We start from the raw sequence: 13,830 nt of genomic DNA, 5'->3' as shown, positions 1-13,830 counted from the left end.
CTACGGCATTGATAAAGGGAACCAGCCAGTAAAGGAAATGGACAAATTGCTTGTCGATAATCTCCTTAATAGTCGTCGTGTAGCAAACAATCAGTTGAATTACACTCAAGAGAACTGGCAAAAACCAGATAAAGATTTGCTTGGGCATGCCTAGACCGCTATAGGGCAAATGCCCTCTGATTAGCTGAGGTAGGTCTGCATAGATTGACAAAGCGTAGATAAGCGGTAGCCAAATAACGATTAGGCTTGCCACTAATTCTTTCCATTTTAATTTCATTTTCTTTCTTCCTTTTATAATTCCAGACAGTCATCAAAGCGGTCTAAAAGAGCCCGACCTTGATTGTGGGTAATAACGATAACAATGCGGTCTTTAATCGACAAGATATAGTCCATGACTTCCGCTGCCAAGTTGGGATCAAGATTGCTAGTCGGCTCATCAAAAATCAGCACATCATAATCCTTAACCAAGAAACGCGCCAAATCAATCCGCTGCTTTTCACCATAGGAAACTTCCTGCCGCTCCAAATCCAGCTTCTTGCTCAAGAAAGCCTCATTAAAATGCAGACTTTGGTACAAGAAAGTTTGGTCAGGTGCATTTATATATCTGTATAGCGCGATATTGTCCGCCACACTTCCCTCGATAAAAAAGTCATTCTTTTGGATAAAGGCGATTTTCTGATAGAGACTGTCGCTTGCTAGCTGGCTGACCGCTTGACCATTGACCATGATTTGACCAGCGTAGTCCTTGCTATCAAAATAATTGAGCAAGAGCTTCATCAAGGTCGACTTGCCCCGACCAGACTCGCCGATAATAGCATAGTGCTTGTCCTTGGCAAACTGATAAGAAAAATCCTGAAAGAGAGCCTTGTCGCCCAACTCCAGACCGAGATGTTCAAAATCAATCCGATCAATCGTTTCGGTCAGATTTTGAGCGGGCTCCGCTTCTTTCTTAGCCAACTTAGCATCAAAATCATTCTCAATATCCTTGACCGTGCTCATGAGATTTTTGTTATTGATAAAAAGCTGCAAAGGAGTGAAGACAAAGTTCAAAAGCTGAACACTGGCAATCAAAGCCCCAATGGTCAGAGACCCTTGGCTGACAAACCAAATCCCCAGAGACATACAAAATATCTGAGACAGAAAGCTAAAGAACATCATCAGAGTCACAGCGCCCTCCTTAGCCGCATTATAGCTTTTTCTGGCTTGCTCAAAGTCGCTGTTGCTGCTAGACAGGTGCTCAACCACCCTTTTTTGGATTTGCAAAAGTTTGATTTGCTCAAAGCCTTCCAAAAAATTGGTGACTTGCTTCAAAAAGTAATTGCTTTTCTGAGTGAAATTCGCTGTCGCCTTGCGCATCAATATCCCTGGAATTTGTGACGCAGCCATGGTCAAAAAAGAAATGAGAATAAAGCCCAGAGCCATGCGCCATTCAATCCAAAAAATAGCCAGTGTACTGATAAAAACTGAAGAAAAGGCAGCCACAATATCACAGCGCGGGGTCAAGTAATTCTCTTGGTAAATATCCATATTCTTGGTCGTTGTGTTGAGATAGCTATTTTCCTGCTCGGAAGCCTTGTCATGCAAATTCTTGTCATAAAAAGAATGGAAAAGCCTCGTTTTGACTTCTTCCAAGACTTGCTTATTATGATTGTTCTTGAACCAAATAGCCAGCAAGCTGCAAAGAGACCAAGCACAAGTGCAAAAAAGGCAGATAAAGAATTGTCCAAGCAAGTTAGAATGAGCCTTCTGCGCACTGTCCACAACAACTCCCAGCTGCAAAGAAAACAAAGTGATAAAAATCGTTGCTCCAATGCTAAAGATAGTCGCACCCAGATAAGAAGCGCGGTATTTCCGTAAAATTTCTTTCAACATTTAATTTTTCCTTCTAATTTTCGTCTATTTCTGAAAACGATCCAAGACGGGATTGCCCAGCAGACGGATAAAACCGTGAGCAAGCCTATAAGCAATAAAAGTAATCCTCTTTTCATCTTTTCTCCTTTATCTATCTATTTAGAAAACTTTCTAAATAAAGAGTACGAAACGAAGCAATCTAATCCTTCTTAGGTATTTCGATTTGTTTCTAAATACTCTGGATTAAAAAATCTAGTCTAGAAAAACTAGATTGCCTATTTTGTATTTAAAAATGTTTTTGATTGGATATTTTTTGCAGGTCGTCCTTATTTTTATAGAGCACCCAGGAAAAAACAGCCAGCCAAATGGATAGACCCGTCACTAGACCTACTACGGTTAGTAGGATTGAGTTTCTTGCTTTCTTCATTTTTCCTCCTTTTTGAGTAGAGAAATTTAGATTTTTTTCTAAATAGCTTTTATAAAAAATTGCTCAGTGACTAATTAAACAGAGCAGAATGAAGTAATTAGAACATCTTCTAAATAGATTGTAACACTTCTCTTTCAAAAAAGCAAGAGGTATTTTGGTTTTTTTCTAAATAGCTATCAAAAAATCTAGCCTGTCTAGACTAGATTGCTCTTAGTTCATATTAACCCGATGCCATTCATTGATGACGTAGGCTAACTGACCAACTTGCTCAATTCCGACACCGCTGATCTCATCACTGGCCTCGGTGCTACCACCTAAATAAGCCGTATAGAGAGCTATAATATAGGGCTTCTCTTCCATAACTAATGCATCCACATTGAGCGCCTCACGAACATATCCAGGCTTTTGATAGATGGTAATGTCACGCAGATAGCGCTTATAGTATTCACCTGGGAAGGATTCGCCTATATAATAAAGGATATCCTTGTACTTTTCCTGATTTTTAGACAAATACTCAAGGACCTGAATATAGTAGTCCGTCGTGGTCTTATTATTCTCACGGCTGATCGTCTTAATATCAGCCTTGGACTGACCGTAGCGACTAAACATATCATAGGCCTTTTCCATGCCGCCTAGACGCTCTGCTAAAGCGTAGGCTGGAGTATTTTCAGAATAAACCAAGGAATATTCCTGCATGTCTGATATTCTCATAGCACCGTTGAAAGCACCAACATAGTTATCATGCTCGCCCCTATATTCATAGTTTGTATTGGTAATATCAAACCGCTCGTCCATAGAAAGTTTGCCGGCAGCAACCTCATCTACTACCAGCATATTGAGAGGGAGCTTGTAGGTCGATCCCGCAGTCATAGGCTGGGTATCATTCATTGCAAAGGTCTTGCCAGTCGTCAAATCCTTATATGAAAATGCAACCTGGGAGGGTTCAATTCCCATTTCAGTCATATAAGCCTGAATGACCTGAGTCAAATCCAAATTTGCATAGTCAAATCGCAGCCCCAAAGCATCCATAGTCGGGCCGTCCGCCTCCATGACCTTCTGCTTCTCCTCTGGACTTTTCTCAACAGGCTTCGGCTTTTCTTCAACTAGTTTGGAATCAGGCTTGACTTTCTCTTCTTCCTGTTCTTGCTCGCCAGACTTTGCAAGTTGGGCAGCCTCTTGTGCTTTCTTTTCAATAGCCTTATTTCGTTGGGTTATAAAAAGGAAGATGAAGCCCAGCAGACAAAGACAAGAAAGGACAGCTACGATAATCGTTACAATTTTTTTACTCAAAACATTTCTCCTAGCATTTGTATTATAAAAAATTATGAGGAAAATAACAAGTGAAACCCAGAAAAAAGGCATTTTAAGCATCAAAAAAGGCAAATCTTTAAACGATTCACCTTTTTATATATTGAAACTGCCTGTTTATTTCGCAGCTGCGTAAAGTTGGTCAACCTTTTTCCAGTTAATAACTGAGAAGAAAGCTTGGATGTAGTTCGGACGAAGATTGCGGTATTTCACATAGTAAGCATGTTCCCAAACATCCAGTCCCAAGATTGGAGTTTTACCTTCTGAAATAGGAGTATCCTGATTTGCTGTTGAAGTTACTTCCAACTTGCCTTCTTTGTTGACAACCAACCAAGCCCAGCCAGAACCAAAACGAGTTGTAGCCGCTGCAGTGAAAGCTGCTTTAAAGTCTTCAAATGATCCAAAAGTAGCTTCGATATCCGCTGCCAACTCTGCAGATGGTGATGTTTCTGCTGGTGTCATCAATTCCCAGAAAAGAGCGTGGTTAAGATGACCACCACCGTTGTTGATGACTGCTTGACGGATATCAGCTGGGATAGACTCCACATCAGCCAATAATTTTTCCAAGTCTTCACCAATTTCAGGATGTTTTTCAAGCGCAGCATTAACATTCGTTACATAGGTATTGTGGTGCTTGTCATGATGCAAGTGCATTGTTTCTTCATCAATGTAAGGCTCTAACGCATCGTAAGCGTAAGGAAGATCAGGTAAGATAATTGCCATTTGATAGACCTCTTTTTCTATATGATTATAAAAATGATAACGCAATCATTAGAATTTTTCAACTATTTTGCTTGTAGCTCACCCGTCGCAATCTTGAGCAGAGCCAAATCAAACAGGTAATCTTTATCATACAGCCCCGATTTAATTTGGTAATCTGTTTCGATTAGACAGGCCATAGTCTTTTTAAGAAAGGCTAAACTCAGTGAGCGAGCATCCTTTAAGGCAAACTTGACTTGATAAGGATTGACCTTGCGGCCTAAATAGTCGGACAAATCAGACACAATCTGACTCTCAGCTCTGCCATTTTCCGCTAAAACCTTAACCTGCGTAAAGATACGAAACTGCCCCAGCATAATGGCAATAAGCTTGATTTCATCCTCACCTTGAAGAGTCAAATCTCGTACCAAGGTTCTGGCTTCATCAATCTTCTGTTGCAAAATCAGCTGGGTCAGGTCAAAAATATTGTCCTGAAGAGTCTTAGGAATAGCCTCGGCAATGTCTTCTAAACCAATCTGACCAGACTCTTTATAACCTTTCAGAAAGGCTAAATTTTTACTGACTTCACTGAACTGAAAACCCGATTTCAGCAGCAACTGATCGAAAGCTGTCGGAGCAAATTGTAATCCTTCTGCCTGCGCTTCCTTGCTGAAATAAGCCCGTAGATCTGCTTCCTTGAGTTCTGCAGCCTCAAAAATTTTCCCATCCCGTTTCAGCAGTTTGACCAGACGGCGCTTGCTATCCAATTTGCCTTCTGCAAAGATAACCAGACGAGTTGTATCCGCTGGATTTTCCAGATAATTTTCGAAAGATTTGAGTTCTTCATCAGTCAGATAGCGCTTCTTGGCTGTTGTCAAATCAGCAAAATGGTCCAAAATCACGATTTTTTCATCCGCAAAAAAAGGCAGACTGACCAAGTCCAATTCCACATCCTGGTAGTTTGCTTCTTTCATATCGAAAATAGCTGTGTTCAAATCACCCGGTTGAAACTGAATCTGGCGGAGAAACTGCTCCTTCAACAACTCAAACTGCCCCAAGTCATCCCCAGCCAAAATGGTCAAAGCAGGAAGATTGCTTGGCGTGATTTTTTTAATTTCCTCAATAGCTAACACCGAAAGTCTCCTCTGCTTTATATTTGTCAATTTTTTTCATGTATTGATTGTAACAAAAAAGAGTCGGAAAGTCTGCTATTTTCTTTGCAAACAAAATCTAATTTTTAAGTATATCCGCTATATAAATATAAACTGTTAGTGGCTTCATTTTTCTTTGTTCTAAAAAACTATCAATGTCCAGTTCTGTTCAAGATTTTCTGCGAGCGACAGAACAAAAAGAGCTGGAAAAATTCCAACTCTTTCTTTGTTTATTCTTGGTTTTCAGTTGCATCATCTACATTATTTTCAACTGGTGTAGCAGGTTGCTCCTCTTGAATTGGTGAAACAAACGGATTGTCCTCAACAGGTGCTTGCGTTCCAAAATCCTCAGGTGTTGACTGCTCAGGTGTTTCAGCAGTAAATGGATTTTGAACTGGTTCTGCTTGCTCAACTGCTTGGCTTTGATCAGAAACAGGTTGTTGTGGCTGTTGACCAAACTGCTGTTCTTGGAAGCCACCTTGTTGTGGTTGTTGACCAAATGGTTGATTTTGGACAGGTTGCTGTGGCTGTTGAGCAAACTGTTGTCCTTGGAAACCACCTTGTTGTGGCTGTTGGCCAAATGGTTGATTTTGAACTGGTTGTTGTGGTTGTTGGCCAAATGGTTGATTTTGGACAGGTTGCTGTGGTTGTTGACCAAATGATTGGTTTTGGACAGGTTGCTGTGGTTGTTGACCAAATGATTGGTTTTGGACAGGTTGCTGTGGCTGTTGGCCAAACTGTTGATTTTGAACTGGTTGTTGTGATTGACCAAACTGTTGTCCTTGGAAGTTTTGCTGGCCATATTGCTGACCGTATGAATTTCCAACCATTTCAGGCTTAGATCCTTGACAAAGCAAAACAATCAAAGCAATAAAACATGGAAGAACTACTATTCCTGCAATAATTTTTAGAACCGGAACAAATAACAGTACAAGAGGACCGACATACAGGAAAAGAAAAGCCCAATGATAACCAGCATCACGCAAACGGCGAACTATAATTGCCATACTAGGAACTAAGATAGCTAAATAATAAATCAGTAGGATAAACCAAAAAATAACAGCAAATCCTGCCCCAGCCAAGAATGCTGATGGATCTGGTTCATATCCATAAGCTGCGTCCTGAGCTACAGAAAAAATACTTCCTAATGCAGAAACCCAAATAATGATAAACAATGGTACGATGATAATCATGTTACACAAAAATGCCCACCAATAGTCTGACCGGCTAGAGCGACCTGAAAAATCAGCATAGTGTGTCCAGAATTTTTTATATGCAGCAAACATAAAATTCTCCTCTATAATTTTTTATACCCATTATCTTATCACAAATGCATAAATAAATCAATATGACTTCCTGACTGAAGCTAAGCAGTCTACAAAGTATGAGTTAGCATCTTTAGCGAGGCTATCAGCGAACCGTTTCAATCCTCCAGGAATTCCAACCAGTCAAACGAATGGCCCCCTGCTGGTCAGTTCGATAGATGGCTGTATTAAACTTCTCAAATCTTTGCAAAGTTTCCTGATGGGGATGTCGATAACGATTATTCTGTCCAGCTGATATCAAGGCCAGTTTCGGCTGAATTTGCTCTAAAAACTCTGGACTAGAAGAGCCTTTGGAGCCATGGTGACCCGCTTTTAAGACATCTGCTTTCAGCTGAGGAAATCGCTGCAGCAGCTCAGTCTCTCCTTGTTTTTCCAAATCACCTGTAAACAAAAATTTTGTCTGAAAGAACTCCCCGTAGAGTACAATCGAATCATCATTTCCACCGTCGCCTGTCCCTCTGGGATAGAGAACCTGCAAAGCTGAGTCAAATACCGGAATCTCATCTCCTACTTCTACGACATGGACAGAAGTTTCTATCTGCTCCAGCTTTTGAACAAAATCAGGCTGAGTCAGACTTCCTTTGGAAACATAGATTTCCTTGATGGAAAAATGTTGGGCTACCTCCAGCATATCGCCCATGTGGTCGGTATCGGTATGAGTCAGGACCAATACATCCAGACTACCAACACCACGACTTTTGAGATAGGGAATCAAGGTCTTTTCTGCATTGGATGAAGTCTGTCGCTCCTGCCAAGCCTCCTTCTTTCCTATCTCGACTCGTCCTCCTACGTCAATCAAAATCGTCCTGCCCTGCCAGTCCCTGAGAAAAATGCTATCTCCCTGACCAATATCCACTACTGTAATCTCATTTTGCAGCGGATGCTTTGTTAGGAAAAATAAGAGAAGAGCTAGGAAACTAAAAGACAAAAGCCAGCTTTCCTTTCTCCGAAAGTCATAGATTAAAGCCAAAACCAAAAGCAGAGAGACCAGTAACCAGAGGTTGGGCTTCCCAAAAATCAAAGGACGCGGAGCAAAATCAGCTACCCAACGAATCACATCTTCTAGCAACTCAAAGAAAAAATTTACTTGAGTGATTTTTAAAAGTGGAGACAAAATAAAAATGAGGGTTAAGCCTGGCAGCATCAGCAAGTCAAAGAGTAGTGAAAATAGAAAAGTCAGAAGTACGGACCAAGGCTGAAATTCAGAAAAATAGTAGATTAGTATAGGCAAAATGCCCAATGAAATAGTCAGACTTTCCGCTAAAAGTTTTCGAATCGGCGGTAACTTTTCAAAATCCATCATAGAAATCAAAAAGGCATAAGCGCAGGACAAGACACCGCCTGCTGTCAGAAGAAAATTGGGCATGATGATAAAGAGAACCATCAGTGTCAGAGCAAAATTATCCATTCTGGTCAGTCCTTGTTGAGCCAATAGCTTCTGAACTAAGCTTCTAACGACAGAAACAGAAAAGCCTGTCAGTCCAGCGTAGATAAATGAAAAAGGCAGCTGCAATGCGTTTACTGTCTCCCTCTTCATCCCCAAACGTAGAAGAATTCTGCGAAAACTATCCAAAAAGAAACCTACCTGCATACCAGACAAGGCAAACAAATGGATGATACCCAAGCTAGAATACAAATCGCTCATTTCCGCAAACTCCGTATCCAGGTCACCAAACAAGAGTCCTGTCATATAATGGCTCATTGGACTAGGAAAATTATTTCTAATGTAAACCAGCGCTTTTCTGCGCCAGACAGACAGCCAATCCATTGGATTCAGGCTGGAAATCTGCCTGAAAGATTGAATCTTGTTGATTTTTAAGGTACGGTAAATCCCCTGACTTTTTAAATAAGCCTGATAGTCAAAGCCCAAAAAATTTCGTTGCGGCTGGGCCTGTTCAAACTCTGCTTCCATATCAAGGACAACCAAATCTGTCAGTTGCTGAAAAGCTTCCTTTTCACTGGCTGATTTGATCTTGTAGAAGACTTGATAAAGCCGACCGTCCGTTCGCCCTCGAAAGGATAGGGAATCTCCATTGACTTTGATCGTATCTGGCAAGACTTGAACCGAGCTAGCTGAAGGAGGTTCCTGCCTAAAGGCCTGCTCTGCTATTTCCCGACGAAGCAAGAAAAAAAGGACAAAAAGGGACAGGAATGCCAAAGCAGCTAGACTTTTTTTGAGGGGATAGCTGAAAAAGAGACGAAGCAGAAGGACACCCAGCCCAAAATAAGCCAAAGAACTTCCAGAATAGACTGCAAAATAGGCCCATACAAGGATGAAAGCCAGATAGATAGGGGCTAGAGGTAACTTTTTAATCCACTGTGACATATTCTTTCAGCTTTTCTAAGGTCTTATCTCCAATCCCTGACACCTTTTTCAGATCATCTACTGACTTGAAGCGGCCACTGCTTTCGCGGTAGGCGATGATGTCAGAAGCCCGCTTCTGTCCGATGCCTGAAATAGTCTGCAGTTCAGCCTCTGTCGCCGTATTTAGATTGACCTTGTCTGACTTTCCACCACTGGCACCAGCAGAATCAGAAGCTCCTGCTTGATGCTGGCCAATCTGTGTGACATCGGCTCCTTCTTCACCAGTCTTTGCCACATAGATTACTGCTTCATCCGTTAATTTTTGTGCCTGATTGATGGACTTAGCCTCGGCGTCTGCTGTCAATCCGCCAGCTTTTTGGATGGCTTCATGGACTCTCGCTCCTGCTCTCAGCTCATAGACACCAGGATTCTTGACTGCTCCCTTTATATCCACAGTGACTTGCTCACTCTCTTCTTCGCCTTTAGTCTTAGCAACAACTTTTTCCTCCTCTTCCTCTGTAGAACTAGATGAAGAAGTGACTTCTTGACTCAAGGCGGCTACCTGATTTTGCGGCTGGTGATTTCCTTTGATGAGGAAAAAACCACCTAGCACAGCGCCAACTACTACCAGACCGACAAAGAACTTGTATTCTTTTAGCTTTTCAATGATTTCTTCAAGCATATTTTTCTCCTTTGTCTTTTTATTCGTAAAAAAATTCAAAAAAATATGACAAACCGAGAGAATTTTCAGCTTGTCATATTTTAAAATCTTTATTTTACAAGTAATCGTATAGATAGAAGGGGCATTGATGAAAATAAGAGCTATAATATCAATCTACTTTGCTTATCCTGTATATCCAAGCTTCTAACTTTTTAGCTCTGCTATGCAAAAAAGCCAGATTTGCCAAAAGAAAAGCCATCACTAGCACACTTAGAATCAGAAGCAGCGACCAAGAAATCGACTGCTGGCATAGATAAAGGACCAAGACTAAGATGAGTATAGGAAAAGTCGTCAAAGCTGTGAAGCCGCCCGGTACCCAGCGACGAAAGCGAAACACTTGCATGATATGGCCCAGCAGATGGAGAGTATGACAGAAGCCAATAGCCAGAGCCAGCTCGGGAATGCGAAATAGAATCGCAAGCAACAAAAGGATAAAAGCCAGTAGAAATTCCTCCGCAATCATCAGAGCAATGCTTTCAGAAGAAAGATAACTCCCTTTTCTGGAAATGAACATCTCCTTTTGATAGTCTTGATGGTCTTGATTCTGAGAAATCCAAGGCCGAACCAGGATAATCTCATCAAACTCGTGCAGCATAAACAGTGATAAGATTACAAAAGATAAAAAAGTAAGAGACATAGCATCCTCCTTATAAAACATACAAACATTATAGCTCACTCACATAAAAAAATCAGCTCCCAAGCGAGATTACTCAGTAAGCTGATTAGTATCTTATTTTCTGTGCTTATCTGGATCCCAGACAAAGCTGGCAAAAAAGCTGAAAATGATGGTCAAAATCCCAATCAAAATAGCAGGAATAAAGACAAAGGCACGTAAAATCCGTAAGAAAATATTGCCTTTCTTTTGCGTCTGGTAAGGGGCTACTTCAGCATCCAGACGGTCAAATTCCGCATGAACACGGCGGGCCACTTCCTCAACTCCCTCATCATTCATCTTCTTAATGTCTGAAATATCAATTGGATTACCAAAATTCATGTCCACGCGCTCTCCAGCTGCTAAGCCTTTGAGGCTCATGGGACCAGCATAGACCACTGGCATGATACGGACCTTAGCCATCTTAGCAATCACTGCTACTCCTCCCTTGACATCCGTAGAATGCCGGCTGCCGCTTGGGAACATAATCAGAGAGCGATTGCTCTTTTTCAGCATATTGACAGGGTATTTTATAGCTGACGGACCAGGATTTTCCCGGTCAATAGGAAAGGCACCACACATGCGAATCCACCAGCCGAATACGCGATTTTCAAAAAGCTGTTTCTTAGCCATGAAAATGAACTGCTTGGGCTTGGTCGCAAAAGCCATGTAAACTGGATCCCACCATGTCCGGTGAGGGGCAACCAAGATATAATTTTCATCTTTTGAAGGAATCTTTTCTTTATTGTGGTAATGCGCATTGCCGTTCAAAGTCCACAGGATAAAAATCACTAAACCTCGCAAATAAGTATAAAACATAAACTCTCCTTATTTCAAACCAAAATTATACTTGAAATTTATTACATCCTTTCCCATTATACCCTATCCCATTATAGTCTGCAATATTTTTCCAAACTTTGGCTGTAACAGCTGATTCTGATAGCCATTTCCATAAAAAAATGGTATCATTAATCTCATGAACAAGAAAGAATTAATCGGTTTAAACCAAACCCAAGTAGATGAAAAGATTTCGCAGGGCCTGACCAACGATTTTACAAGTGACACCAGTACTAGTAACTGGCAAATCGTTAAGCGGAATGTTTTCACCCTTTTTAATGCCCTTAACTTTGTTATTGCTGTAGCCTTGGTCTCTGTCCAAGCCTGGAGCAATCTAGTCTTCTTCGCAGTCATCAGCTTTAATGCTGTCACTGGTATTATTACGGAGCTGCGAGCCAAGCACATGATTGACAAGCTCAATCTGGTCAGCCGAGAGCTGGTCACAGTCATCCGTGACGGCCAGGAAGTCAAGATTCAGCCAGAAGAAATTGTACTGGGTGACCTAATCAAGCTGTCAGCCGGCGAGCAAATTCCCAGTGATGCCCATGTGGTAGAGGGGGTTGCCGAGGCCAATGAAGCCATGCTGACAGGGGAGAGTGACTTGGTTCTCAAGGAAGAAGGCGCTGAGCTGCTGTCTGGTAGCTTTCTGGCTAGTGGACAGATCTATGCTGAGGTACATCATGTCGGTGCAGACAACTATGCCAACAAGCTCATGACTGAGGCTAAAACTCTCAAGCCTATCAACTCGCGCATTCTTTACAATCTTGGGAAAATTTCCCGCTTTACTGGAAAAATTATCATTCCTTTCGGAATGGCTCTCTTCTTTGAAGCCCTGATGATAAAGGGACTGCCTGTCAAAAACTCTGTCATTACCAGCTCGACAGCCCTCTTGGGCATGCTCCCTAAGGGAATCGCCCTCCTGACAGTCACGTCACTCCTGACAGCTGTCATTAAGCTAGGTATGCGCAAAGTTCTTGTTCAGGAAATGTATTCTGTCGAAACTCTGGCTCGGGTGGACACTCTCTGTCTGGACAAGACCGGGACAATTACCCAAGGTAAGATGACTGTTGAAGCCTTGCATAGTTTGTCAGATAAGTTTTCTGATGAGACCGTCGGTCAAATCTTAGCAGCCTATATCCAAACCAGCGAGGATAATAACCCAACTGCGCAGGCTATTCGTAAGGGCTACAGCCACCTGGAGCACACCTATACTAGCGACAATGTCATCCCATTTTCTAGTGACCGAAAATGGGGGGCTATGCATTTATCAAGTGTCGGAACTATCTTTCTGGGAGCGCCTGAAATGCTGCTGGACAGCAATCCTGCAGCGGTTGGAGAGGCTCAAAAACGCGGATCACGGGTTTTGGTACTAGCTCACAGCGACCAAGTGCTAGACAAACACAGTATCCAACTGCCTGAAGATATGACTGCTCTGGCTGTTCTGGAAATCACCGACCCTATTCGTGAGGGAGCGGCTGAGACACTGGACTACCTGCGCTCTCAGGATGTTGATCTGAAAATCATCTCTGGTGACAATCCTGTGACCGTTTCCCATATCGCGAGCCAGGCTGGATTTGCCAACTACGACAGCTACATCGACTGCTCTAAAATCAGCGATCAAGAACTGGTTGAGCAAGCAGAAGAAACAGCCATCTTCGGCCGTGTTTCTCCCCATCAGAAGAAGCTGCTGATCCAGACTCTTAAGGCCGCTGGTCGGACAACAGCCATGACCGGAGATGGTGTTAATGATATCTTGGCCTTGCGTGAAGCAGACTGCTCCATCGTCATGGCCGAGGGAGACCCCGCAACTCGGCAAATTGCCAACTTGGTCCTTCTTAATTCCGACTTTAACGATGTCCCTGAGATTCTTTTTGAAGGCCGTCGAGTTGTTAACAACATCGGCCGGATTGCTCCGATTTTCTTCATCAAGACCATCTATTCCTTTATCCTGGCTATCATCTGCATCGCCAGTATCCTGCTAGGAAAATCTGAATATCTCTTGATTTTCCCATTTATTCCGATTCAAATCACCCTGATTGACCAGTTTGTCGAAGGTTTCCCGCCCTTTGTCCTTACCTTTGAGCGCAATATTAAGCCGGTTGAAAAGCACTTCCTCAAACGCTCCCTGCAGCTGGCTCTGCCAAGCTCCCTCATGATTGTCTTTAGCGTGCTATTTGTTCGCATCTGGGGCAGCAGCCATGGCTGGAGCGATATAGAAATGGCAACCCTGACCTACTACTTGTTAGGCAGCATCAGCTTCCTGTCAGTCATTCGAGCCTGCCTGCCACTCAACCTCTGGCGCAGCCTGCTTATTATCTTCTCTGTCTTTGGCTTCTATCTATCAGCCTTTGTCCTGCAGCACCTTTTGGAAATTGCAACGCTGACAGCCGCAACTTTGCCAGTCTATCTGATTCTCATGGTCGTTTTCGGGCTTGTCTTTGTTGCCTGCACCATCAAGCAGAAATACAGATTTGATTAAGAGCTAGCTAAAAAAAGAATTATCATTTAAGCTCATGGAAACATGCGAGAACCCTCGCATGTTTTTTTGATTGTG

11 protein-coding genes and 1 pseudogene are annotated in these 13,830 nt (G+C 42.4%); 1 reads left to right on the top strand and 11 read right to left on the bottom strand.

The window, feature by feature from the left end; translation table 11 throughout:
- The 11 genes and pseudogenes from QZ169_RS07245 to QZ169_RS07195 form a co-directional block, all read right to left on the bottom strand.
- A pseudogene (locus tag QZ169_RS07245) lies at positions 1–277 on the bottom strand (hypothetical protein); the annotation flags it as partial.
- A gap of 14 nt (positions 278–291) precedes the next feature.
- The gene (locus tag QZ169_RS07240; protein ID WP_295505804.1) at positions 292–1,872 is read right to left on the bottom strand and encodes an ABC transporter ATP-binding protein; all 1,581 of its coding nucleotides are present in this window, start codon (positions 1,870–1,872) and stop codon (positions 292–294) included.
- 265 nt (positions 1,873–2,137) lie between these two features.
- The gene (locus tag QZ169_RS07235) at positions 2,138–2,278 is read right to left on the bottom strand and encodes a hypothetical protein (RefSeq protein WP_002897970.1); all 141 of its coding nucleotides are present in this window, start codon (positions 2,276–2,278) and stop codon (positions 2,138–2,140) included.
- A 210-nt stretch (positions 2,279–2,488) separates the two neighbouring features.
- The gene (locus QZ169_RS07230) at positions 2,489–3,568 is read right to left on the bottom strand and encodes a serine hydrolase (RefSeq protein WP_002934461.1); all 1,080 of its coding nucleotides are present in this window, start codon (positions 3,566–3,568) and stop codon (positions 2,489–2,491) included.
- Positions 3,569–3,703: 135 nt separating this feature from the next.
- Positions 3,704–4,309, bottom strand: a complete 606-nt coding sequence (gene sodA / locus QZ169_RS07225; RefSeq protein ID WP_002906995.1) for a superoxide dismutase SodA — start codon at positions 4,307–4,309, stop codon at positions 3,704–3,706.
- Positions 4,310–4,371: 62 nt separating this feature from the next.
- Positions 4,372–5,418: a DNA polymerase III subunit delta gene (gene holA / locus QZ169_RS07220; RefSeq protein WP_223310821.1), complete on the bottom strand. Its 1,047-nt coding sequence runs from the start codon at positions 5,416–5,418 to the stop codon at positions 4,372–4,374.
- A 248-nt stretch (positions 5,419–5,666) separates the two neighbouring features.
- On the bottom strand, positions 5,667–6,722 hold the full coding sequence (locus QZ169_RS07215; protein WP_295505800.1) for a DUF805 domain-containing protein: 1,056 nt from the start codon (positions 6,720–6,722) through the stop codon (positions 5,667–5,669).
- A gap of 124 nt (positions 6,723–6,846) precedes the next feature.
- Positions 6,847–9,087: a DNA internalization-related competence protein ComEC/Rec2 gene (locus tag QZ169_RS07210; RefSeq protein WP_295505798.1), complete on the bottom strand. Its 2,241-nt coding sequence runs from the start codon at positions 9,085–9,087 to the stop codon at positions 6,847–6,849.
- Positions 9,071–9,748, bottom strand: coding sequence for a helix-hairpin-helix domain-containing protein (locus QZ169_RS07205; RefSeq protein ID WP_295505796.1), 678 nt, complete (start codon positions 9,746–9,748; stop codon positions 9,071–9,073). The genes QZ169_RS07210 and QZ169_RS07205 overlap by 17 nt, the downstream gene beginning before the upstream one ends.
- Positions 9,749–9,896: 148 nt before the next feature.
- On the bottom strand, positions 9,897–10,445 hold the full coding sequence (locus QZ169_RS07200) for an HXXEE domain-containing protein (protein WP_295505794.1): 549 nt from the start codon (positions 10,443–10,445) through the stop codon (positions 9,897–9,899).
- A gap of 72 nt (positions 10,446–10,517) precedes the next feature.
- Positions 10,518–11,258, bottom strand: a complete 741-nt coding sequence (locus tag QZ169_RS07195) for a 1-acyl-sn-glycerol-3-phosphate acyltransferase (protein WP_002900842.1) — start codon at positions 11,256–11,258, stop codon at positions 10,518–10,520.
- Positions 11,259–11,415: 157 nt separating this feature from the next.
- Between QZ169_RS07195 and QZ169_RS07190 the strand changes: the two genes are divergently transcribed.
- Positions 11,416–13,755 (top strand): cation-translocating P-type ATPase, encoded by a 2,340-nt coding sequence (locus QZ169_RS07190; RefSeq protein WP_295505792.1) that lies wholly within the window; start codon positions 11,416–11,418, stop codon positions 13,753–13,755.
- The last annotated feature ends 75 nt before the right edge of the window (positions 13,756–13,830 follow it).

The organism is uncultured Streptococcus sp. (assembly GCF_905372115.1).
Lineage (GTDB): Bacteria > Bacillota > Bacilli > Lactobacillales > Streptococcaceae > Streptococcus.
Note: the sequence above shows the minus strand (reverse complement) of the source record. Positions and strands in the feature narration are given on the sequence as shown.

What these genes read in the sequence shown, in the direction of transcription:
- QZ169_RS07240 (WP_295505804.1), bottom strand. Translation starts at nt 1,872, where the DNA reads ATGTTGAAAGAAATTTTACGGAAATACCGCGCTTCTTATCTGGGTGCG.
- QZ169_RS07235 (WP_002897970.1), bottom strand. Translation starts at nt 2,278, where the DNA reads ATGAAGAAAGCAAGAAACTCAATCCTACTAACCGTAGTAGGTCTAGTG.
- sodA (WP_002906995.1), bottom strand. Translation starts at nt 4,309, where the DNA reads ATGGCAATTATCTTACCTGATCTTCCTTACGCTTACGATGCGTTAGAG.
- QZ169_RS07215 (WP_295505800.1), bottom strand. Translation starts at nt 6,722, where the DNA reads ATGTTTGCTGCATATAAAAAATTCTGGACACACTATGCTGATTTTTCA.
- QZ169_RS07210 (WP_295505798.1), bottom strand. Translation starts at nt 9,087, where the DNA reads ATGTCACAGTGGATTAAAAAGTTACCTCTAGCCCCTATCTATCTGGCT.
- QZ169_RS07205 (WP_295505796.1), bottom strand. Translation starts at nt 9,748, where the DNA reads ATGCTTGAAGAAATCATTGAAAAGCTAAAAGAATACAAGTTCTTTGTC.
- QZ169_RS07200 (WP_295505794.1), bottom strand. Translation starts at nt 10,445, where the DNA reads ATGTTTTATAAGGAGGATGCTATGTCTCTTACTTTTTTATCTTTTGTA.
- QZ169_RS07195 (WP_002900842.1), bottom strand. Translation starts at nt 11,258, where the DNA reads ATGTTTTATACTTATTTGCGAGGTTTAGTGATTTTTATCCTGTGGACT.
- QZ169_RS07190 (WP_295505792.1), top strand. Translation starts at nt 11,416, where the DNA reads ATGAACAAGAAAGAATTAATCGGTTTAAACCAAACCCAAGTAGATGAA.